Source organism: Clostridium sp. SHJSY1 (assembly GCF_031626875.1).
Lineage (GTDB): Bacteria > Bacillota > Clostridia > Clostridiales > Clostridiaceae > Clostridium.
Genome location: NZ_JANDMF010000037.1, coordinates 13,607 through 37,450 on the forward strand (window position 1 = coordinate 13,607; position 23,844 = coordinate 37,450).

Below are 23,844 nucleotides of genomic sequence, written 5' to 3' on the forward strand. Positions count from 1 at the left end.
CTCTACACCTTAATTTATCATTACTATTACTTAAACACAGCTCCTGTACTAGCTGAGCTAACTAGCTTTGAATATCTAGCTAAATAACCTTCTTTAACTTTTGGTTCAAATGGTTTTAATTGCTTTCTTCTTTCTTCAAGAACATTATCCGAAACTCTAAGTTCTAATTTACCATTTTCTATATCTATTGAAATAATATCTCCATCTTCAACTAAAGCTATGATTCCACCTTCAGCTGCCTCTGGTGATACATGCCCAATGGAAGCCCCTTTTGTTGCTCCACTAAATCTTCCATCTGTAATAAGAGCTACCTCTTTATCAAGTCCCATACCAGCTATTGCTGATGTTGGTGATAACATTTCTCTCATTCCTGGTCCTCCCTTTGGCCCCTCATATCTTATTACAACAACATCACCAGATTTTATTTTCTTATCCATGATAGCTTCAATAGATTCTTCTTCTGAATCAAATACCTTAGCTGGTCCTTCATGTTTAAGCATTTCTGGTGCAACTGCTGATCTTTTTACAACAGCTCCATCTATAGCAAGATTTCCTCTAAGAATTGCTACACCTCCAGTTTTGCTATATGGCTTATCTATAGGCATAACTACGTTATAATCCTTAACATATTTTCCTTTAGTATTTTCACCTTGCGTCTTTCCGGTTACTGTCATACAGTCAAGATTAATAAGATTTTTCTTTGAAAGTTCATTAATTACAGCACTAATTCCTCCTGCATAATATAAATCAATAATATGCACTTGAGATGCAGGTGCCAAACGACAAAGATTTGGTACTTTAGCTGAAACCTCATTTATAATATCTAAATTTATTGGAAGTTTAGCTTCATTAGCTATTGCAGTTAAATGTAAAACTGAATTTGATGAACATCCAAGTGCCATTTCTACACCTAATGCATTTTCTATTGATTTTTTAGTTACTATATCTCTTGGCTTTATATCTTTTTCTAAAAGATTCATAACTGCCATCCCAGATTGTTTTGCAAGCCTTATTCTCTCAGAATAAACTGCTGGTATTGTTCCATTTCCAGGCAATGCCAATCCCAAGACTTCTGATAAACAGTTCATTGAGTTTGCTGTAAACATACCTGAACATGAGCCACATGTTGGACACGCTTTATCTTCCAATTCTTTAAGATCAGCTTCTAGCATAGTCCCATTTTCAAAGGCCCCAACTGCTTCAAATACAGTTGTTAAAGAAACATCTCCATCTTTAAACTTTCCTGGAAGCATTGGTCCACCACTTACTATCACTGCTGGAATGTTAAGTCTTAAAGCTGCCATCATCATTCCTGGAACAATCTTGTCACAGTTTGGTATAAGTACTAATGCATCAAATCCATGAGCTTTTACCATACATTCGATAGTATCTGCAATAAGTTCTCTAGTTACTAATGAATACCTCATTCCTTCATGCCCCATGGCAATTCCATCACATACCCCAATAGTTGGGAACACTAAAGGAGTTCCACCTGACATAAGCACACCTTTTTTTACCCCTTCAACTATTTGATTTAAATGAACATGACCTGGTATTATATCATTTTGTGATGTTACTACTCCAATTAATGGTCTATCTAATTCTTCCTCAGTTAGTCCTGCTGCTTTAAAAAGAGACCTGTGAGGTGCCCTAGAAGGACCCTTTTTTACACTGTCACTTCTCATAAATTTACATCCCTTTCTCAATTTTATTCATAACAAGTTTACCCATTTCTTCTGTTCCAACAAGTTTCATTTCTTCACTCATAATATCCCCTGTTCTGTATCCTTCTTCAAGAACTTCTTGAACAGCTTTTTCTATAATCTTAGCTTCCTCTTCTAAATTGAAGGTATTTCTAAGCATCATAGCTCCTGAAAGAATAGTTGCAAGTGGATTGGCAATACCTTTTCCTGCAATATCAGGTGCACTACCATGTATTGGTTCATACATTCCAAAACTATTTTCTCCAAGTGAAGCGGATGGAAGCATTCCTATAGACCCTGTAATCATACTAGCTTCATCTGATAATATATCTCCAAACATATTTGAAGTTACTATTACATCAAATTGCCTTGGATCTCTTACAAGTTGCATTGCTGTATTATCAATGTATAAGTGATCAACTTTTACTTCTGGATAGTCTTTAGCAACTTCCTCTACAACTTTTCTCCATAATCTAGAACTTTCAAGTATATTAGCTTTATCTACAGATGTAAGTCTCTTATCTCTCTTCATAGCTGATTCAAAGCCAATTTTTGCAATTCTTCTTATCTCATCTTCATTATATTTTTCAGTATCATATGCTGCAGAAACTCCATTATCTATACATCTTCCTCTTTCTCCAAAATAGATTCCCCCAGTTAATTCTCTAACTACAAGAATATCTATTCCATCTCCTATGATACTTTCCTTAAGTGGTGATGCATCTTTTAATGGAGTATATAAAACTGCTGGTCTTAAGTTACAATAAAGTCCTAATTCCCCTCTTAGTCCTAAAAGAGCTTGTTCTGGTCTTATCTTAGCATCTGGATCATCCCATTTAGGTCCACCAACTGCCCCAAGTAAAACTGCATCACTTTTTTTACATTCATCTAAAGTTTCTTGTGGAAGTGGTGTTCCAAGTTTATCTATAGCACACCCTCCTGCTAGTAAATACTTATATTCAAAATCATTACCTGACTTTTCTCCCACTAAATTTAATACCTTTATTGTTTCATTAATAACTTCAGGACCTATTCCATCTCCAGGTATAACTGCTACATTATATTTCATATTTCTTAACCCCCTGTTTTTTTAATTGCTTATTTATATTTCTTATTTTCTATTTCTTATATATCCAGCTAAGCCATCATTATCTATAATTTTTTGCATAAATTCTGGGAAAGCTTCACCTTTATATATTTCATTTTTTGTTAAATTCTTTATTTCACCTGTTGAAAAATCAACTTCTAATTTATCCCCTGCTTCAATGGACTCTACTGCTTCTTCACATTCAAGTATTGGTAAACCTATGTTAATTGCATTTCTATAGAAAATTCTTGCAAAAGTTGAAGCTATAACACAACTTACTCCAGATGCTTTAATTGCTATAGGAGCATGCTCTCTCGAAGACCCACAACCAAAATTTTTATTTGCTACAATAATATCCCCATCTTGAACATTTTTAACAAAACCCAAATCTATATCTTCCATACAATGAGCTGCAAGCTCTTTATGATCTGATGTATTTAAGTATCTCGCTGGTATTATTACATCTGTATCTACATTATCTCCATATTTAAAAACTTTACCTGTTACTATCATTATTTATATCCCCCTTAAACCAACTCTGGATCTGTAATTTTTCCTGTTAATGCTGATGCTGCTGCAACTGCTGGACTTGCTAAGTAAACTTCTGATTCAACATGCCCCATTCTTCCAACAAAGTTTCTGTTAGTTGTTGATACAGCTCTTTCACCCTTTGCCAAAATTCCCATATGTCCTCCTAAACAAGGTCCACAAGTTGGTGTTGAGACAACGGCTCCTGCTTCTACTAAATCTTTTATAATTCCTTCTTCTAAAGCTTGAAGATAAATCTTTTGTGTTCCTGGGAATACTATACATCTAATTCCCTTTTTAACTTTTCTCCCCTTTATAATATCTCTTGCCATTCTTAAATCTGACATTCTTCCATTTGTGCACGATCCAATAACAACTTGATCTATAGTTACATCTCCAACATTATCAATTGTTCTTGTGTTATCTGGTAAATGAGGAAATGATACTGTTGGTCTTAATGTGCTTAAATCTATTTCATAAACTTCATCATATTCAGCATCTTCATCAGCTTCATACTTCTTCCACTCCCTGATTGCATGTTCTTTTAAATATTTTTCTGTCTTTTCATCTACTGGAAAAATTCCATTTTTCCCACCAGCTTCTATTGCCATATTAGCCATAGTAAATCTATCATCCATAGAAAGATATTCTAATCCATCTCCTACAAATTCCATCGACTTATATAGTGCCCCATCAACACCAATCATACCTATTATGTGTAAAATTATATCCTTTCCACTAACCCATTTTGCTGGTTTACCTTTAAGTACAAATTTAAGTGCTGAAGGAATCTTGAACCAACATTTTCCAGTAGCCATACCTGCTGCCATATCCGTTGACCCTATTCCAGTTGAAAAAGCTCCAAGTGCTCCATAAGTACAAGTATGTGAATCTGCTCCTATAACTACATCTCCTGCAACTGCTAACCCTTTTTCAGGAATTAAGCAATGTTCTATACCCATTTCTCCAACTTCAAAAAAATTAACAATTTCCTTTTCATTAGCAAATTCTCTAATATATTTTACTTGTTCAGCTGCTTTTATATCTTTATTTGGTGTAAAATGATCAGGTACAATAGCTATTTTTTCTTTATTAAACACCTTATCCACACCAAATTTAGAAAATTCATTAACAGCTACAGGTGTTGTAATGTCATTTCCTAATACTAAATCAAGGTTTGCTTCAATTAATTGGCCCGCTTTTACACTTTCTAAGCCTGCATGAGCTGCTAAAATTTTTTGTGTCATCGTCATTCCCATTTTATAATCATCTCCTAAAAATATGTTTTTACTTTTCTTTCTATATCTTTTATTAGTTTGTATTCTATTGAGTCCACCAGAGCTATCCAACTGGCTTGAATTATATCTCTAGATACTCCAACCGTACTCCAATTTTCTATACCATCAGTAGATTCAATTAAAACCCTAACTTTTGCTTCAGTAGCACTTTCTGAGTCTAAAACCCTAACTTTATAATCCACTAATCTTACATCATTTAGCTGTGGATAAAATACCTCCAATGCTTTTCTTAATGCTTTATCAAGTGCATTTACAGGGCCTTCGCCTTCCGCTGCGCTCATTTCTTCCTTACCATCTACAGTTACATTAATCATTACTGAAGAAGTAAATTCAGCATTTGCTGAAGGTTGTTCTGCAAAAACTTTAAAGTGATTTAGTTTAAAGAACGGTTTATACTTACCTATAATTTTTCTCATAACTAATTCAACTGTTCCTTCTGCTCCCTCAAATTGATAACCTTCATACTCTAATTCTTTTAATCTATCTGTTATAATTTGAACTTCTTTACTTTCCTTGGATATCTGAGGAAATATTTTCTGAATTTCTGATAAAATAGTACTTTTACCACTAACCTCAGATATTAAGAATCTTCTCTTGTTTCCCACCTTTTCGGGTGGCACATGTTCATATGATTTTGACTCCTTACAAACTGCATCTATATGCATTCCCCCCTTATGAGCAAATGCTGAATTTCCTACATAAGGTGTTTCATCTTTTAATGTTATATTTGAAATTTCTGCTATGAATCTAGCAACACTAGTTAATTTAGAAAGGTTATAATCATTGATTATGTCATGCCCCATTTTTAACTTTAAAGTTGGAAGTATTGTACTTAGATTTGCATTCCCACATCTTTCTCCCATTCCTATGAATGTTCCTTGAATATGATTCACCCCAACTTGTGCTGCCACGATTGAATTGGCTACTGCCATGCCTATATCATCGTGACAATGTATACCTACATTGCCCCCTATATTGCTTATTGCTTCTGATGTTATTTCTTTAACTTCATTAGGTAGTGTTCCACCATTTGTATCACATAATACAACTGCATTTGCCCCTGCCTTCTTAGCTACCTTTATAGTTGATAAAGCATATTCTTTATTATCTTTATAACCATCAAAGAAATGTTCTGCATCAAATATTACTTCCTTGCCCCTATCTACTAAATATTTAATGGTATCACTTATCATATTTAGATTTTCATCAAGTGTTGTTTTTAAAATTTCTGTAACTTGAAAACCCCACGTCTTTCCAAAAATCACCACAACCTCTGTATCTGCCAATAATAAGTTTTTTATATTTTTATCATCTTCTGTTTTTGCCTTTGATCTTCTAGTTGATCCAAAAGCAGCTATTTTAGCTTTATTCAGCTTTACTTCTTTAATTCTTTTAAAAAACTCCATATCCTTGGGATTTGACCCTGGATTCCCTGCCTCAATATAAGTAACTCCAATATCATCTAATACTTTAACTATTTTTAACTTATCTTCTAACGAAAATGAAATCCCTTGCCCCTGGGCACCATCTCTTAAAGTTGAATCAAAGATGCTTATAGTCCTATCAGTCATTAAAGCCCCTCCTTATTTATTGCTTATTTATATTGCTAAAGCTATATTTCATCTGAATAGTCATCATAACTTGTTATTGTTTTATCTCCTCTTTCAAGAGCAGCTACCCCAGTTCTTACTAACTCCCTTATTCCATATTCCTCCATAAGCTTTATTAATGCTGATATCTTACTTTCATCCCCTGTAAGTTCAATTGTTAATGTATCAATTGATAAATCAATGATTTTGCATCTAAATATTTTAACTATTTCGTTAATATCTGCTCTTTTCTCTGCATTAGCCTCTACTTTAATTAGCACTAGCTCTCTGTATACTGAGTTATTATTTTTGAGATTAATTATTTTAATCACATCTTCTAATTTATTTAATTGTTTTTTCACTTGCTCAAGAGTATCATTGTCTCCATTTAAAGTAATAGTCATTCTTGAAATTTTTTCATCTTCTGTTCTTCCAACTGTTAAACTGTCAATATTGTACCCTCTTCTTGAAAATAGCCCTGATACTCTACTTAAAACTCCAGCTGAATTCTTTACAAGAACTGATAATACATGTTTCTGTTCCATCCTTTCCCCCTCCTTACATTAAAGGAACTATTAATTAAAATAAATAATTACTTTGAATAGTGTATAAAAAAAACCACTCTAATGATATACATCATAAGAAGTGGAATAATACTCCGCCTAAATATAATATACTCGGTTCTAACAAACCCTTACATATAACGGTTGTTCACCGGAGGTCGCTTACTCACTTATTAAAGTTTTCTGGACTCTGCTCAGGAGTGATACCTATTTAACTAAAAGTATCAGTTCACACCAACCACTGACTCTCTTAAACTTTTTTTATGCCAAATAACCTTCTCCATCTTTGCATTTATTAATACTAGGAACTATTTAGTTGTGCTTTTGATAAGATTTTACTCCCCAATTTTCTTTTTGTCAACATTTCAATAAGATTTTTATCATTTTAATATTTTATTTAAATTTAAATTACGATTTGAATTTTTATTTCCTCAAAAACTCCCCTAATATTTATTATATCGTTAATTTTTCCAACTTTTTATCGCTAACATATTTAATATTTTCAAAATATATTATTACATTCATATATAATATCAATAAAAAGGTCTAATGTGATGACAAATCACATTAGACCTTTTTATTATTTACTTTTTTTAACTATCATATCAGCTAAATTATGCGCCATTTTGTCAATTTCTTCTTGATTTTCACCTTCTAACATAACCCTAACTAATGGTTCTGTTCCTGAAGGTCTTATTAACACTCTACCTTTTCCATGTAAAGTTCCTTCTATTCTTTTTATCTCAGCTATAATTTCTTCATCTTCTAGATATATATTCTTTTTATTATTAGGAACAGTAGCATTAGCTAGTACCTGAGGAAGTTCTTTCATAATAGAACACAAATCACTTAACTGTTTCTTTTCCTTTTTAATTACAGATGCCACTTGAAGAGCAGTAACTAAACCATCTCCTGTGGTATTATAATCTAAGAATATAATATGCCCAGACTGTTCTCCACCAAGAACATATTTCCCTTTAATCATTTCTTCTAGAACATATCTATCTCCAACTTTAGTCTTTAATGTAGAAATGTTTAACTTTTCACAAGCTATATCAAGTCCAAGATTACTCATTACAGTAACTACTATAGTATCATCTTTTAATCTATGTATTTCTTTCAAATGTTTCCCACAAAGTGCTAGAATAAAATCTCCATTTATTAAATTTCCTTTTTCATCTACTGCAAGACATCTATCTGCATCTCCATCAAAAGCAAACCCAATATCACAACCCTTTTTAACTACATACTCCATTAACTCTTCTGGATGAGTTGATCCACATTTTTCATTTATATTAGTTCCATCAGGATTATCATTTATTACATATACTTCTGCACCTAACTCTCTAAAAGCTTTTACTGCTGCTTTATATGCTGATCCATTAGCACAATCTAATGCTACTTTAACACCCTCTAAACTTACAGCAATTGTACTCTTAGCAAAATCTATGTAATCTTCTAATGCACCAACCTCAATAGTTTCTCTACCTACTCCTACTCCTACGGGACTAGGTACTCCATAAAAATCACTTTCTATTACACTTTGAATTTCATCTTCTAATTCATCTGATAATTTATATCCTTTATCATCAAAAAATTTAATTCCATTATACTCTACAGGATTATGAGATGCAGATATCATAATACCAGCATCAGCACCATATTTTCTTGTAAGATGTGCAACTGCTGGAGTTGGAACTACTCCTAAAACAACAGCTTCTGCTCCAACTGATAATATTCCTGCAACAAGTGCTGCCTCTAACATATCTCCAGAAATTCTAGTATCTTTACCTACCAATATCTTTGGTTTGTGAGCACCTTCAGTTAAAACAAATGCTCCAGCTCTACCAAGATTATATGCTAACTGAGCTGTTAACTCTGAATTAGCAATTCCTCTAACTCCATCGGTTCCAAACATTCTACTCATATATATACCTCACTATATTATTATATAATATTCTACTTTTTCTATACATTAGTATAAACTCTAATACTAATTATATCAACTTTATCTTTTTTCCATTCTTTTAAGAACAATATTATACCCATCACTTCCATAATTCAGACATCTATTTACTCTACTTATGGTTGCTGTGCTAGCCCCTGTAATTTCAGCAATTTCAGTATAAGTTTTTTTCTCACTTAATAACTTAGCTACATGAATTCTTTGAGCTAATGCTTTTACTTCATTAATTGTAGCTACATCTTCAAAAAACTTATAACACTCTTCTATATTTTCAAGTTTTAATATTGAATTAAATAACAAATCCATTTCTTCACTTTTTATTTTTGATTCATAAGTGCTCATATTTTCACTCCTATCAATATATCATATATCCCTATCTAATTATACTTAAAGGTTTTTCAATTCACAACTTTATTAATTTAGAGCACTTTCTTTAAACTTCATTATCCACTTCCTCATTTCTATTGTTTACACCATTCAATCCAATTCCTTTTATATCTGAATAAATTCCTTGTGTTGGTAATAGCCATACTTCTCCAATTCCAGAATAGACATTTAACAATCCTTCTCCATTTGTAGCACTTCCTATAACAGATGAAGATTTTTCTACAGTAAAATTTACATTGTTGGTTCTAAGTACAACAAAATTACCATCAACCTTTATTGTATCATTATATAATTTACATTTAAAAACTTCTGTTTCTGGCACTGGTAATTCTAAAACTATTATTCCACTTCCCCTAAGACTTGTCTGACATATCCCTTCATGTCCAAATATCATTGAAGATACACTCTTTTGCATAGCTGCACCAACTTCAATTTCTTCTTCACAAGCATAAAACAAACCGTCATCCACAATTATTTCTTCATCTTCTAATTCAATTAAAGCATAATGTCCAAAGGAAGGTTCTAAAAAAATTTCTCCTGTTCCTTCATAAGTTGGTTTAAACATTTCTTCCCCTGTAAGCTTACTATTTATAAACTTTTTCCCAAGTCCTATTATTCCACCAGTTTTATTCTTAATAGAAATATCACCCTTCATATAGCTTAGAGCTCCTGCTTCAAGCTTTACAGCACTATTATCTAAAATTATTCTAACTTGCCTTAACTTAACTCCTGCTTCATTCATAACCTTAAGTCCAAAAGCTGTTTCAAAATCAGTAGCTCCTTCTAATTTATCATATTCAAGCACTTGAAATTTTGCATCATTTGCCATTTGTGAAAGCATTGTTAACTTATTCTCAGAATTCACTGTAGTTCTCATAATTCCCACTCCATATTTCGTATATTATAAAACATTAACTTATATACATTTTATCATATTAGCCCACCATAGTCTTTTTAATTCCAAAAGTCTAAAAATATATTAATATTGGCAATAATTATATGTTAATATGTTAAAGGAAATTTAGTAATTTATAAAGGAGAAACATATATGAATAATGATTATAAAGTATTAGTTGTTGAAGATGAAATGTCTATAAATGATATTCTGTCATCTGCATTACGCTCAGAAGGTTACTCTGTACGAAGTGCATTTAGTGGTGAAGAGGCTAGAATGCTATTAAAAACCTTTAATCCTTCCATTGCTTTATTGGATATAAATCTTCCTGATGAAAGTGGTTTTGATATATGCAAGGATATTACTAGAACTTATTCAATTCCAATAATAATGTTAACTGCTCGTACAGATATAGTTGATAAAATTCTGGGACTAGAACTTGGAGCTGATGATTATATTACTAAACCATTTCACATAAAAGAGGTTTTAGCAAGAGTTAAGAATGCTCTAAAACGAATTGATAAGTATAAATATAAATCTGAAGATAAATTTGTTTTATTAACAAATAATATAAAAATTAATTATGAAAGTAGATGTGTTTATAAAAATAATGAACTAGTTAAACTAAAACCTAGAGAATATGATTTATTAGAATACCTATCGAAAAATAAGGACAAGGTATTTTCTAGAGATACATTACTAACTCAAATTTGGGGATTTGATTATGATGGAGATGAAAGAACTGTTGATGTTCATGTAAGAAGACTTAGAAGTAAATTAGATGATAAAAGCGAAAAATCACTAATTGAAACTGTTTTTTCTGTAGGTTATGTAATGAGGTATAATAATGAAAATTAAAACAAAAATCACTCTTGGCATTGGAACAATTTTATTAACATCAGGAATTATATTTAATCTCATTTTTAGAAATATTTTAAATGAAAGAATGGAGAATACTATAAAAGAATCTGTCTCTCAAATTATGAAAAGTACTATGGAATCTGTTAAATACAGAAATTCCTTAGGTTCCACTGAATCAAATGAAAATAAACTTAAAAATGGTGCTGATTATTTGGTTAGCTATATATCATTAAATACCTCTTGCAATATTCAAATAAGGGATAACTCTAATAAAATACTTGCAAGCAATACTTCAGCAGAATTTAGAAATGAAATAGATAAAAATAGTACTCAGGCGTTAAATGGACCCGCAATAATATTAATTAAATATGCAAATTCCAGTTTATATGGAATATTATCCTACCCAATTTATATTGATGATATACAGCTTGGAACTTTAACTATAGAAAAGGAATATAATGATATTTACCTAAGTAATCTAAACACTATAAACTTAATCACTATGTCTGAAGTTATCATTTTCCTATGTATTTTTTTTACTGCACTTTTAATTACTTCTACAGTAACTCATCCAATTATAGTACTAACTGAAGGAGTAAAAAAAATAGAAGAAGGTGATTATAACTTTTCAATTAAGGCAAAAAATAATGATGAAGTAGGAATTTTGTCAAAAGAGTTTATTAACATGAAAGACAAGATTAAAGAACAGATTCTAACTATAAAAGAAGAACAATTAAAAGTTGAAACTTTAGAAAAACACAGAGAAGAATTTTTTAACAATGTTACCCATGAACTTAAAACTCCACTTACTGCAATAACTGGCTATTCAGAAATGCTCAAAGATGACATTGTTAATGATCTAGATTTTAAGAAAAGAGCTATTGAAAGAATATATGTAGAAAGTGATCGCGCTCATAAGTTAGTACTAGACTTAATAACAGTTTCAAAGGGGCAAACACAAATATCAGAAGCTATAAGTGAAATATATATGAAACCCCTTATCTCAGAGATAATAGAGGATATGAGTTTAAAAGCAAATAAATACTCACTAAACATTAATTCTACTATTGAAGATGGTATTATTTTAGGGCAGCATAATAAACTTAAGCAATTATTTATAAACATTATTGATAATGCAATTAAATATTCATTTAACAGCAACATTATTTCAGTAAATTGCTACTGCAAAGAAAATTTCTATTTTGTAGAAATAAGCAATAGTTCAAAAGAGATTCCTGAAAATGTATATAATAAAATATTTGACCCGTTTATAAAAACCAACTCATCTCCAGATAATTACAGTAGTGGATTAGGCCTATATATCAGCAAACAAATTGTGACTAGTCATGGCGGAAGTATATCTATTGTTAACGGTAAAATAGTAACTGTAAAAATAAATTTTACTCTTTTGTAATTATTTTTTCTTGTTAACAACTTGGAAACATATTCATTATTTTTAGAAACATTCCAGATTTATTATATAAGTATAAACTAACAAGGAGTTGAAATTTATGAAAAAAATTTATTTATCAAAGGTCTTATTGTTATTTATTTTTTCTATTTTTATTGTCATTCCACTATATGGCTGTAACTCAAAACAAGATAAAGAAATAGTCGTAGCAAAAAATGTTAAGGAAGATTTAAACTCCGCTAAAAGTGAACTTCTTCAACTAATTGAAGAAGGAAATGCATTTTTACAATCTGGAAAATACCCTGAAGCTAGATCATCTTACGAAAAAGCTATTTCAAAAGATAAAACAAATGAAAGCACTTACCTTCAGATTAAAGATAATTATATGAAGGCTAAAAGATTTGACGATGCCTACTACATTATAAAATTAGCTATTGATAATAATGTATCTAAAGATGCAATGTCTAAAGTTTTAGAGGAAATAAAATCAAACTTTTCACCTATATTGATTGAAAATACTATTTCTGAAGGAGCTGATTACAGTTTACCAACTCAAACCAATATACCAGAAGCCACTATTACTAATCCAGTAAATATCAGGTGGCCTCAAAAAAACATTGATACTTCAAGCCCTGGCACTTTTACTTATGATGGTTATATAGATGAATATGGAAGAACTGTACATTTAACATTAACAATAAAAAAGGTTGTTAAACAGGCAAACAGCCCTTTACCTCAACAAGAATTATCAGCTAAACAAAAGATATCTACAACACAAAAAAAGGAAGTTGTTAAATCATCTAAAATTGGATTTATAGATAGTATATATGAGGAGAATGGAGATACCTTCATAAAATTTAATGAAACTGAATTTTATAGAAATGGTGATGCTCAAAAAGAGTATGCTAAAGATGGATTTAGTCCTTCATCTGATGCATGGGGGCACGACTATTATATACGTGATAATAACAAAGAACAAAAGACATACAAATTATCCAAAGACTGCAAAATTAATGTTTGTATATATCTAGTTGATTCTAAAGTTGAATATAAAACAGCTGATGAACTAAGAACTATGTCTAAAGACGACTTTAAGATTTATGTATCTGACTCTATTAATAAATATAATAATCAATTAACTGAACATCCTGAAATGCCAAAATATGATAGAGCTCTACTCTTCTGGATAAATTCCGAAGACGATATAGTAACAAGCATGAATATGCAATATACTCCTTAATTTTTATACTAAAAGACCATCTTGTTTATAAAACTTAACAAGATGGTCTTTATTAAAGTCAATTTTAGTAAATTTTAGCTTCTTCTTCTCCACTTAAAACTCTAATTGCACCTTGTGCTAAAGCTAATAATTCATCTTCTCCTGGGTATACTGTTACAGGAGCAATCCATTCCACATTGGCCCTTAAAGCTGGTACTAATACTGGTGAATAAGCAATTCCTCCAGTAAGCACTATTCGATCAACTTTACCTTTTAATACAGCTGACATTTCTCCAATAGCTTTAGTTAATTGATAAAGGAATGCTTCATATAACTTTTCAGCTTCTTTATTTCCTTTTTCCATCATATCAACAACATCTCTAAAATCATTTGTATCTAAATAAGCAACAAAGCCACCTTTTCCAACTATCTTACTATACGCTTCAACTTCACTATATTTTCCACTGAAACACATTTTAATTAAATCTCCAACTGGAACTGCTCCTGCTCTTTCTGGAGAGAATGGTCCATCTCCATCTAGTGCATTGTTAACATCAACAACTTTTCCATGATTATGAGCTCCAACTGAAACTCCACCGCCCATATGAACAACTACAAGATTTAAATTTTCATATCCTTTTCCACTTTCTTTACCATACCTTTTAGCTACTGCTTTTTGATTTAAGGCATGAAACTTACTCTTTCTTGGAAGTTCAGGTGACCCTGATATTCTAGCTACATCTGCAAGTTCATCAGTAACAACAGGATCAACTATAAAAGATGGTATTCCTAATTCATCACCAATAGATCTAGCAATTATTCCTCCTAAATTAGATGCATGTGGCCCTTGTACTCCAACTTTTAAATCTTCTACCATTGCATCATTTACAGAATAAGTTCCGCCTTCTACAGGCTTAAGCATTCCACCTCTACCCACAACAGCACTTAATGTCTTTAAATCAAATTTCTTTTCTTTTAATATATTTAATATAACTTCTTTTCTAAATCCAAATTGATCATATATTGTATCATATCTCTTTATTTCTTCATTGGTATGTCTTAATGTTTCTTCAAATAATTCTTTTTCATCTTCATATACTCCAATTTTAGTTGAAGTAGAACCAGGGTTAATAATTAATAGTTTATATAACATATCTCGCCCTCCGATATTTCAATTTATTTTGTAGTTTCTGCAACTACTGCTGCTAAAGCTATTGAATTTACTTTAGTTTCAAAACTATCTGCTCTTGAAGTTAGTATAACTGGAGCTGATGTTCCAACTAAAATTCCTCCATTTCTTGAATTTGAAGTATATGTTAAAGTTTTATACATAACATTTGCTGTTTCAATATTAGGTAGCATTATTACATCTGCCTGTCCTGCAACAGGTCCTTTTATTCCTTTATGATGTGCAGCTTCTTCTGACAATGCATTATCAAGAGCAAGAGGTCCATCTACTATGCATCCTTTTATTTGTCCTCTATCATTCATCTTTGATAATAATGAAGCATCTACTGTTGCTGGCATATCTGGATTTACTACCTCAACTGCACATACTGGGGCAACCTTTGGACATTCTATACCACATGCATGAGCTACATAAACTGAATTTTCTAAGATTTGAACTTTAGTCTTTAAATCAGGATAAGTGTTAAATGCAGCATCAGTTAAGAAAATTAATCTATCAAAACCTTCTATTTCAAATACTGCAACATGTGACATTACTTTTCCAGTTCTAAGTCCAACTTCTTTATTTAATACACTCCTTAAAAATGTAGCTGTATCTACTAATCCTTTCATAACCATATCAGCTCTTCCACTTGATACTAATTGTATTGCGAAAAGTGTAGCTTTCTTTGCATCAGGTTCATGAATCACTTCAAATTGAGTTAAATCCATCTCTATGGAATCTGCTATAACTTTTATTTTTTCTTTATCTCCTACTAATATCGCATCAGCTATACCTTGTTCTTTAGCAGCCTTAATTGCTTCTAATACTGGCTCATCTTGTGCTACTGCAACTGAAACTTTTTTTCTCTTGCATTCTTTTACCCTTGATAATAAATCATCAAAATTTTTACTCATTTATATGCACCTCTTATTAATTATTTGTTTTTACTTAATTTTTATATTGCAATTTATAAAAAATAATATAAATATACGCACTAATTTAACAATCATGTTAATTTTGTAACAATCAAAAACGTAAATATTCCATTTATTCTTATTTCATTGTAGCAAAAAATATCCTGAAAAGCTAAATTTTCAGAATATTTTTAAAAAAATTATTTTTCTTTATACTCACTTATAATTTTCTCTGCAACCTTGATTCCATCAACCGCAGCAGATATAATCCCTCCAGCAAATCCCGCTCCTTCACCTGTTGGATATAATCCTTTAGTGCTTATACTTTCCAAATTTTCATTTCTGCTTATTTTTACTGGAGCTGAAGTTCTAGTTTCTATCCCTGTTAAAATTGCATCATTCATCCCATACCCTTTTATCCTTGTGTCAAATTTAACTATCCCCTCTTTTAAAGTATCCACAACATAATTAGGTAAACAATCTTTTATTTCTTTAAGTTCATATCCAGCTGTATATGATGGTTCTACAGAACCAATCTTTTTACTTTTTTTATCTTTCATAAAATCCCCTACAAGTTGTATTGGTGCCTTATAATCTCCTCCACCTAAGTTATAGGCTAATCCTTCATAATATCTTTGAAACTCCATACCTTTTAATGGTGATTCTCCTTCAAAATCTTTTGGTCCAACTGTTACTACTAAAGCTGAATTTGCATTTTCTAAATCTCTTGCATGATAACTCATACCATTAGAAACAAGTCTATTTTCTTCTGATGCAGCAGCTACAACTACACCTCCTGGGCACATACAAAATGAATATACCCCTCTATTCGTTCTATTACTTTGATATGTTAATTTGTAATCTGCCGCCTTAAGTCTTGGATGATTTACAAATTTTCCATATTGACTTATATTGATTAATTCTTGTGGATGTTCTATTCTCACTCCAATGGCAAAAGCCTTGCTCTCCATAAATATTCCCTCATTATAAAGCATACTATATGTATCCCTAGAACTATGACCAATAGCTAATATTAAGGCTTCACAACTTATTTCATTACCGTTTACTATTATACTTTGCAACTTTCCTTCTTTTACATTTATTTTTTCCAACTTAGAATTAAAATGTACTTCTCCTCCTAATGCCTTTATTTCCTCTCTTATACTTCTCACAACACCTTTAAGTATATCAGTTCCTACATGTGGCTTTCCTATATATTTTATCTCTTCTGGTGCACCTGATTTTACAAGTTCCTCTAAAACAAAATCACATCTTTTATCTTTAATTCTTGTAGTTAATTTTCCATCAGAAAAAGCACCTGCTCCACCTTCTCCAAACTGAACATTAGATTCTAAATTTAAACTAGATTCACCCTTCCAAAAACTTTCCACAGTTTTTGTTCTATTATCAACATCTTCTCCACGTTCAAAAACAATAGGGCTATACCCCTCCATTGCCAAAGTTAAAGCTGAAAATATTCCTGCTGGTCCAAATCCTATTACTATAGGTCTAAAATTAAGCATTTTATTTCCATGAACTATTTTTTCACAACATTCATCTTCTTCAAGCTTTGCATCTTTACACTTTGCATGTTTTAATATTCTCTTTTCTCCATTACACTTTACATCAATAGAGTAACTAAATTTAATATTATCCTTTTTCCTTGCATCTATGCTCTCTCTTACTATTTTAAATTTTATAATGTCCGTTTCCTCTATCTTAAGCTCTTTGGATACTTTTTTCTTAAGATTATCTTTTGATTCATCTATATCTAGGTTAATATTATTAATTCTAATAGTCATAGTTATCACACTTCCCTTTTATTTGCTAGATAATTATTTTATCACACTATAAAAAAAAGTGGCAATGCCACTTTCTATTTAACAGTAACTTTTACCGTTTCTGGTTTTGTTACAATTTTTACACTTTGATCAGTATTCACTAAACTAATAGTCACAGGAACATCTTTTTGTCCTGCTTCTACTATATCTGCAACTGAAGCTGTTGCAGATATATTTGATGCTGTTAAAGAATTTAATACATCTTGTGATCCAGATACTTCTATACTAATTGTAGATGTTTCATATTTTAATGTTTCATTTTTCTTATTTGATAAATTAACTTGTACACCATCTATTGTTTTGTTTATGATATTATTTGTTTTTGTATTCTCATTTGTTGTTGTATTTGTTGTTGCATTACTTTTTACCTTTACTGTAGCCACTACATAATTTTGTCCACTAGCTATTGAAATCCCTTTTGGCAATTTAAACTTTACTTTTATATCCTGATTTGTAGTAATACTTGATAAATCTATAGCCTCAGTTTCAATACTATCTATACTAGATATTTGATCATAACTTCCTATTATTGAAACATTATTCTTTGATAAAGATGTCCCCTCAAGTGTTAAGTTTGCGCTCAATTTTCCTGTATATGTAGCCTTAATAGGTACCTCTTTTTGATTTCCTGTGTTTATTGCTAAAGTTCCTTCACTTTCACTTAAATTAACACCTTTAACTTCATCTCCTTGTGCATCTACAGCTATTAAATTGAATTTCTCATTAATATCTTCAGATATATCTAATCTTTCTCCTTTTAATGCTACTTTTGAAACCTTATCCACACTACTTTCTGGTCCTGACACTTTTACTTTATTAGGTTTAACATCCACAGAAGTTTGGCTAACCCCACTTTTATAACTTGTCTTTACTTGTGAGAATACTTCTACTTCTTTATCTTTTTTACTTTCTATATTTACTTTTACTGCTAAGACTCCCACGTTTTTAATTGTTAATCCTTCAGGATAACTTTCAACTTGAACAGGTATATAATTTTCTCCTTTTTTTAATGCATATGAACCTAAATCTGCCTTCAAAACAAAATTACTTTTTTTCATACTATATATTTCAGTGGCTGGTCCTTCTAACTTCAAATCAACGGTAAATGTCTGCTCTGGTGAAATACAAAGATTTGAATTACTTAAAGTATCTTCATTAAGTATCTCTACTGAAACACCTCTTACATCTGATGTTCTTGTAGGATTTTCAACATTAGATATATACAGCCATAACACAAAAGATAATAATACACATATTAGTTTTACAACTAAGCTTTTTTCATTCCCATTATCCATGTCTTCACCTTCTCTCCAGCAGTTTTTACCCTTTTGGAATCCCTATTTGCCATTATTTTTAGCAATATTGTTCTTAATTTTTCTTTATCATAGTTTCGTGTTAATCTTCCATTTACAGCCAAAGATATTACCCCTGTCTCTTCTGATACTACTATTATTAATGCATCTGAATTTTCAGATAATCCAATTGCTGCTCTATGTCTAGTTCCAAGTTTTTTATTTATTAAATTATTATTTGTTAAAGGCAAAACACATCCTGAAGCATGAACCCTATCTTTTCTTATTATTGTAGCTCCATCATGCAGAGGAGTATTTACTACAAAAATATTTTCTAATAAATTTGCACTAACTTTTGCATCTATAATTGTGCCTGAAGCTAATAATTCTCCAAGTCCAGTTCCTTGTTCTATTGCTATTAGTGCTCCAGTTTTAGTTTCTGCTAAATTTTCCACAGCAGTTGTAATTGCCTCTACAACTTCATTCCTTTTTTCCACACTAGGCCCATTATGGATATCCTCAAATGCACTTCTTCCCAAGTGTTCTAATGCTCTTCTAATTTCAGGTTGAAATATAATTACTACAGATAATACTCCTATAGTTAATGTTTTATTTAATATAAAATACAACATATCTAACTTCAAAATATAACTAATAGGAATAAGTATAATGATAAAAATAATTCCCTTTAATAATTGCTCAGCTCTTGTCTCTTTTATCAACATGTATCCTTTATAAAAAATAAATGATACTACTAAAATATCTAATATAGACCAAGCTGATATATTTTTTATTGCATTTACTGCCATTAAATAAAATTCTTGCATGTAGTCACCTCTAAAAAATACTATATATAAATTATACACTAAATTTCCAATCCTTAATATAAATCAAATTACAATTTTATGAACATTTTTATACTATTTCTTTATTATGAAAATATATATTTTATAGGATACATTAATAAAAAGGAGGAAAACTACAATGAAAATTAAGAATTTAAATATTAATAATAAACTTCTATATGCTTTAGTTATATTAATAATACTTCCATTAGTAATCTTACTAATATTAAGTTTGTCTCCAAATAATCAAGATATGCGTGACATAAATAAAATTTGTAGAGACATTGAAAATTGCAATTCATCCTTAAAGAGTTCCTTAAAGGATTCTGGACTAGATTTAGCTGAAGCAGAAAGTATAATTTCTTCAGCCTTACCTCAACTTAATTCTATAAAAGACAACCTCTGTTCATTAGAAGTTACAAATGAAAAAAATTCTATTAAAGATGCTCTATTAGAAACATTAAATTATAATATAAAACTCTACGAATCTTGCTTAAATTTAATACAAAATCCAAAGGATAATGAAATTGTTTCTAAGTACAATGATTACTCAAACACCTATTCTTTATTTTTAAAAGATTATCAGTCTCTTGAAACACTTGGATTAGATACAACCCTTTCAACAGATACTAAAGAATTTTTCAAACGATCTTTTGATTATTTTGGTACTATTATAAAAATTAATAGGGATACTGACATTCATATGGATCAAAAAAAGACATATGTAATTAATTTAGAAAATTGTATAAATTCATTTGATTCTATTAATGAAGATTTAAAACCAGCTTTAGAAAAAATTAAACAAGATAAAAGAAGTTTAGATGTACTATTAAAAGACATAAAAGAAAAAAAATCAAAATTAGATGATATAAAAAATAAATCATATAATTTATCTGTTCCAGAAGGTGGTAGTGATTGCTATAACTTATTGCAAAACACTATAAATTTATATGGATTATATGTTAATTCATTAGAAGATTCTATAATAACTGATAAAACCTCTAATGATTCAAATAATAGTGATGATATTGAAAAAAATTATACTAATAGTTTTTCTAAATACACTGATTTTATTCATAACTTTAAGGATTTAAGGGCAGAACTGGATAATTTTAATAAAAAATAGTATATAAAATTTCCTTTTGGTCATAATATTTCTTGACCGGGTTGTAAAAGGAGGTTTTTATGAAAAAATTTTTAAATCTATCTATACTTTGCTTTGCCCTCTCACTTATAATATTTTCTAACTCTACTATAGTTAAAGCGTTAGATGCAAAACCTGAAACAGAATCAAACTTAGAACAAAATAACATAGATAAGGCAGTTGAAGTATTTAATCATGGTCAAAAAAAGTTATATATAACTCAATCTGATATTGAGTTAATGGCAAAATTAATCTATGCTGAAAGTCGAGGTGAACCATATGAAGGAAAAATAGCTGTGGCTTCTGTAGTTCTAAACAGAGTCTCAAGTCCTAATTTTCCTAATACAGTTCAAGGAGTAATATATCAACCAAAAGCTTTTTCATGTGTGAAAAATGGTGATATAGCAGCTTCTCCAGATAAGAACTGCTATGATGCTGTATATGACGCTTTAAGGGGGAATGACCCAACCAATGAGGCTCTATACTACTATAACCCGTCTATTTCTACTTGTTCATGGATGAAAAATAAAGAAAAAAAAGATGCCAAATCTATTGGGCATCATTTATTCTTTAAATGTTAAAAAGAGGACTTCTGTCCTCTTTCCTTTACTCAAAAGTATCCTTTGCTACTATTTCCCTATCTTTAACTAAAACTTTCCCTTTAGCATATACATCTGTAATTTCTAGATTTTTCTTATCTACTAATACAAAATCTGCTATATAATCCTGCTTTATTTCTCCTACATCTTTTAACTTAAGTAATCTTGCAACATTAGATGTTATAACTTTTATGGCAATTTCAATTGGAATTTCTTCCACTAGGATAGCATTTTTAACTTCTTCATAAAGAGATTTTACTGAACATATCCCTAATCCCACAAGTTCTCGCTTCTCATTAAATATTGGCATACTTCCATTTCCATCTGAAGAAAATGTAATATTATCTATAGGCAATTTCATATCATATAATTTTCTTAGCCCTTCACTGGCTCTCAATTCTCCTGGTTCCAAAAACTTAGGATCTGAACTTGTTGTTAAATCTATATATCCCCCACCTTTTATATATTCTATTCCTGCATTAAAAAGTTCTTTAGTTCTATTAATATGAGTAGGTAACATTTGTGTTGCAGGAATTTCTGTATTTTTTAATAATGAGAATAGCATTTCAAGTTTTCTTGCACCTCCACCTAAGTGTACATTTACAATTCCAGATTTATTTGATATTAACCCTCCAACTCTTGCACTAGCTACAATTCTTGAAAATTCTTCAAATGTTGGTTGAGAACTTCTGTGGTCTGATAAAGCAATTTCCCCAACTCCAATGAATTTATCTACCAATATAATATCCTCTTTAACACTATTCATTAAGGTTTTAGTAGGTATTTCATATGATCCAGTATAGCAATATGAAGTTATCCCTTCTTCATCCAAAGCCCTCGCTTTTGCTATAAGACTTCTAACATCCCTACACACACTATCTGTTCCTATACACCCAACAACTGTTGTTATTCCTGACGTAGTTAATTCTGTAAACTTAATTTCTCCTGTTCTAGTGGAAAATCCACCTTCTCCTCCTCCTCCAATTATATGTACATGATTATCTATGAATCCAGGAAAAATTAACTTACCATTCCCATTTATCTCATCAATATTTATAAAATCTTTAGGAATATCTATTTCATCATAAATTCCTTCAAATTTATTTCCTGCTATAACTATCTGCTTTTTCCCCAAATATTCTGGACTATAAATTTCTACATTCTTTAAGACTGTAATCAAAATATCACTTCCTAATTTATTTATTATCTAGTAAATTAGAAATAATTTTATTGTTATATATAGATGATGGATACCTTTCTCTTATTTCCTTTGCATACATGATGCTCTTGTCTATATCTCTATCCTTATACAGTAATGCAAGTTTATATATAGTTTCTTCTATATATGTTTCGGTTTTAAATTTATTATAAAATTCTTCATATCCACTAATAGCTCCATCAACATTTCCAAGCTTTTCATCTGCTGAAGCTTTAAAAAAAATAATATGTGGATATATGTAATTTCCTTCTCCAAATTCATATCCCTTTTGAAATTCATTCTTTGCTTCATTAAATAAATTTTGATTGTAAAATTCTGAACCTTTTTTATAAAAGAAACTTACCCCTTCATTCTTTAATAATTCTTTTCCATTAAAATATATGGTTTTTTCTTTTCCCTTTAAATCATTCTCATTTATTTTTTTTACACCATTATATATAATTTCAAAATCTTTATTACTTATTGCTAATTCTAAAGCATTAAAATCTACTAGATTTTCAGTTTTAGTTTCTCCCTTTTCATTGCTCTCATTCGTTTCTTTAGGACTTTCTTGATCTTTATTTAATTTTATTTCTTCCTCTATTTTATTATTATCAATTGTTTCACTATTAGAATTCACATTATTCAAAATTATCTTCATGCCTATTACTATCCCCACTACAATACTAGTAGCTATCAATATATACATTATAGGCTTTATCCAATTATTCTCTTTGTGAATTTCCAACTCTATATCTCCAATACTTTTCAATTCCTTGGCTATATTCTTGGCTGTTTGATTATTTTTATCTGTTTTAAGAACCTTGGTAGTATAAACACTACTTGTTGTATAATCACCTTTTCTTAAATAACATATAGCTAGTGCCAAATTTACCTTTATAGAGTTAAAATCACTTTCTGCACATTCATTTAATGCTCCTATTGCATCTTCCACTTTTAGTTGTTTTAAATATCCTTCTCCTAATTTATACAATTGTAATCTCTTTATATCACTTTTAGAATCATGTATGTAATGTTTAGCTATAATATCATCATTATGTTCAGAATTTATTTTCCATTGAGCCTTTGCTCCCTCCAAATCTCCTTTGATATATAAAATCAATCCTTTTAAATTTAAAGTTGCTGCATTTTTCAAATTAGATGAAATAGATTCATCACACTTCTTGAGTGCTTTATTTAATTCTCCATCTTCATAAAATCGGATTGCCTTCATATAAGCCTTATCCTTTTGCTTATTTTTCATAGTTATAAACCTCCCCACATAACTACTCTAAGAACATCTAAATGAACTCTCCCATAAATTAATCTATTT

Annotated in this window: 21 protein-coding genes; 5 read left to right on the forward strand and 16 right to left on the reverse strand. The window is 30.3% G+C overall.

Going from position 1 to position 23,844, the window contains the following annotated elements; genetic code table 11:
- Positions 1-26 precede the first annotated feature (26 nt).
- The 9 genes from ilvD to NNC19_RS16055 all read right to left on the reverse strand — a co-directional run bounded on the left by ilvD (position 27) and on the right by NNC19_RS16055 (position 9,998).
- Entirely contained in the window at positions 27-1,685 is a 1,659-nt protein-coding gene (ilvD, locus tag NNC19_RS16015) for a dihydroxy-acid dehydratase (protein WP_310939677.1), read from the reverse strand.
- Between the two features lie 4 nt (positions 1,686-1,689).
- The gene (gene leuB / locus NNC19_RS16020) at positions 1,690-2,772 is read right to left on the reverse strand and encodes a 3-isopropylmalate dehydrogenase (protein ID WP_310939678.1); all 1,083 of its coding nucleotides are present in this window, start codon (positions 2,770-2,772) and stop codon (positions 1,690-1,692) included.
- 42 nt (positions 2,773-2,814) lie between these two features.
- On the reverse strand, positions 2,815-3,303 hold the full coding sequence (gene leuD / locus NNC19_RS16025; RefSeq protein WP_310939679.1) for a 3-isopropylmalate dehydratase small subunit: 489 nt from the start codon (positions 3,301-3,303) through the stop codon (positions 2,815-2,817).
- A 14-nt stretch (positions 3,304-3,317) separates the two neighbouring features.
- Entirely contained in the window at positions 3,318-4,577 is a 1,260-nt protein-coding gene (leuC, locus tag NNC19_RS16030) for a 3-isopropylmalate dehydratase large subunit (protein WP_310939680.1), read from the reverse strand.
- Positions 4,578-4,591: 14 nt separating this feature from the next.
- On the reverse strand, positions 4,592-6,187 hold the full coding sequence (cimA, locus tag NNC19_RS16035; RefSeq protein ID WP_310939681.1) for a citramalate synthase: 1,596 nt from the start codon (positions 6,185-6,187) through the stop codon (positions 4,592-4,594).
- Positions 6,188-6,228: 41 nt separating this feature from the next.
- The gene (gene ilvN / locus NNC19_RS16040) at positions 6,229-6,750 is read right to left on the reverse strand and encodes an acetolactate synthase small subunit (RefSeq protein ID WP_310939682.1); all 522 of its coding nucleotides are present in this window, start codon (positions 6,748-6,750) and stop codon (positions 6,229-6,231) included.
- 598 nt (positions 6,751-7,348) lie between these two features.
- On the reverse strand, positions 7,349-8,695 hold the full coding sequence (gene glmM, locus NNC19_RS16045; protein ID WP_310939683.1) for a phosphoglucosamine mutase: 1,347 nt from the start codon (positions 8,693-8,695) through the stop codon (positions 7,349-7,351).
- 81 nt (positions 8,696-8,776) lie between these two features.
- Positions 8,777-9,076, reverse strand: a complete 300-nt coding sequence (locus NNC19_RS16050; RefSeq protein ID WP_310939684.1) for a YerC/YecD family TrpR-related protein — start codon at positions 9,074-9,076, stop codon at positions 8,777-8,779.
- Between the two features lie 91 nt (positions 9,077-9,167).
- The gene (locus NNC19_RS16055; RefSeq protein ID WP_310939685.1) at positions 9,168-9,998 is read right to left on the reverse strand and encodes an AIM24 family protein; all 831 of its coding nucleotides are present in this window, start codon (positions 9,996-9,998) and stop codon (positions 9,168-9,170) included.
- Positions 9,999-10,169: 171 nt separating this feature from the next.
- Here NNC19_RS16055 and NNC19_RS16060 point away from each other — a divergent pair, with 171 nt between their 5' ends.
- The 3 genes from NNC19_RS16060 to NNC19_RS16070 all read left to right on the forward strand — a co-directional run bounded on the left by NNC19_RS16060 (position 10,170) and on the right by NNC19_RS16070 (position 13,528).
- Positions 10,170-10,874, forward strand: coding sequence for a response regulator transcription factor (locus NNC19_RS16060; protein WP_310939686.1), 705 nt, complete (start codon positions 10,170-10,172; stop codon positions 10,872-10,874).
- Positions 10,864-12,291, forward strand: coding sequence for a HAMP domain-containing sensor histidine kinase (locus tag NNC19_RS16065; RefSeq protein WP_310939687.1), 1,428 nt, complete (start codon positions 10,864-10,866; stop codon positions 12,289-12,291). The genes NNC19_RS16060 and NNC19_RS16065 overlap by 11 nt, the downstream gene beginning before the upstream one ends.
- A 97-nt stretch (positions 12,292-12,388) precedes the next feature.
- On the forward strand, positions 12,389-13,528 hold the full coding sequence (locus NNC19_RS16070) for an Ig-like domain-containing protein (protein ID WP_310939688.1): 1,140 nt from the start codon (positions 12,389-12,391) through the stop codon (positions 13,526-13,528).
- Between the two features lie 64 nt (positions 13,529-13,592).
- On the opposite strand, the gene buk is transcribed toward NNC19_RS16070, so the two are convergent.
- The 5 genes from buk to cdaA form a co-directional block, all read right to left on the reverse strand.
- Positions 13,593-14,660 (reverse strand): butyrate kinase, encoded by a 1,068-nt coding sequence (gene buk / locus NNC19_RS16075; protein ID WP_310939689.1) that lies wholly within the window; start codon positions 14,658-14,660, stop codon positions 13,593-13,595.
- A 23-nt stretch (positions 14,661-14,683) separates the two neighbouring features.
- Positions 14,684-15,592: a phosphate butyryltransferase gene (ptb, locus tag NNC19_RS16080; RefSeq protein WP_310939690.1), complete on the reverse strand. Its 909-nt coding sequence runs from the start codon at positions 15,590-15,592 to the stop codon at positions 14,684-14,686.
- Between the two features lie 200 nt (positions 15,593-15,792).
- Positions 15,793-17,394, reverse strand: a complete 1,602-nt coding sequence (locus tag NNC19_RS16085; protein WP_310939691.1) for an FAD-dependent protein — start codon at positions 17,392-17,394, stop codon at positions 15,793-15,795.
- Between the two features lie 74 nt (positions 17,395-17,468).
- Positions 17,469-18,728 carry a CdaR family protein gene (locus NNC19_RS16090; protein WP_310939692.1) on the reverse strand — a complete coding sequence of 420 codons (1,260 nt, stop codon included), beginning with the start codon at positions 18,726-18,728 and terminating at the stop codon, positions 17,469-17,471.
- Positions 18,701-19,552, reverse strand: a complete 852-nt coding sequence (gene cdaA, locus NNC19_RS16095; protein WP_310939693.1) for a diadenylate cyclase CdaA — start codon at positions 19,550-19,552, stop codon at positions 18,701-18,703. Before cdaA ends, NNC19_RS16090 begins: the two co-directional genes overlap by 28 nt.
- Positions 19,553-19,709: 157 nt before the next feature.
- Between cdaA and NNC19_RS16100 the strand changes: the two genes are divergently transcribed.
- A complete protein-coding gene (locus tag NNC19_RS16100) occupies positions 19,710-20,696 on the forward strand; it encodes a hypothetical protein (RefSeq protein ID WP_310939694.1) in 987 nt (328 codons plus the stop codon).
- A gap of 59 nt (positions 20,697-20,755) precedes the next feature.
- Positions 20,756-21,295: a cell wall hydrolase gene (locus tag NNC19_RS16105; protein ID WP_310939695.1), complete on the forward strand. Its 540-nt coding sequence runs from the start codon at positions 20,756-20,758 to the stop codon at positions 21,293-21,295.
- 25 nt (positions 21,296-21,320) lie between these two features.
- Here the strand turns inward: NNC19_RS16105 and iadA are convergent, their stop codons facing one another.
- Positions 21,321-22,493, reverse strand: coding sequence for a beta-aspartyl-peptidase (gene iadA, locus NNC19_RS16110; protein WP_310939696.1), 1,173 nt, complete (start codon positions 22,491-22,493; stop codon positions 21,321-21,323).
- 16 nt (positions 22,494-22,509) lie between these two features.
- Positions 22,510-23,775, reverse strand: a complete 1,266-nt coding sequence (locus NNC19_RS16115; RefSeq protein WP_310939697.1) for a tetratricopeptide repeat protein — start codon at positions 23,773-23,775, stop codon at positions 22,510-22,512.
- Between the last annotated feature and the right edge of the window lie 69 nt (positions 23,776-23,844).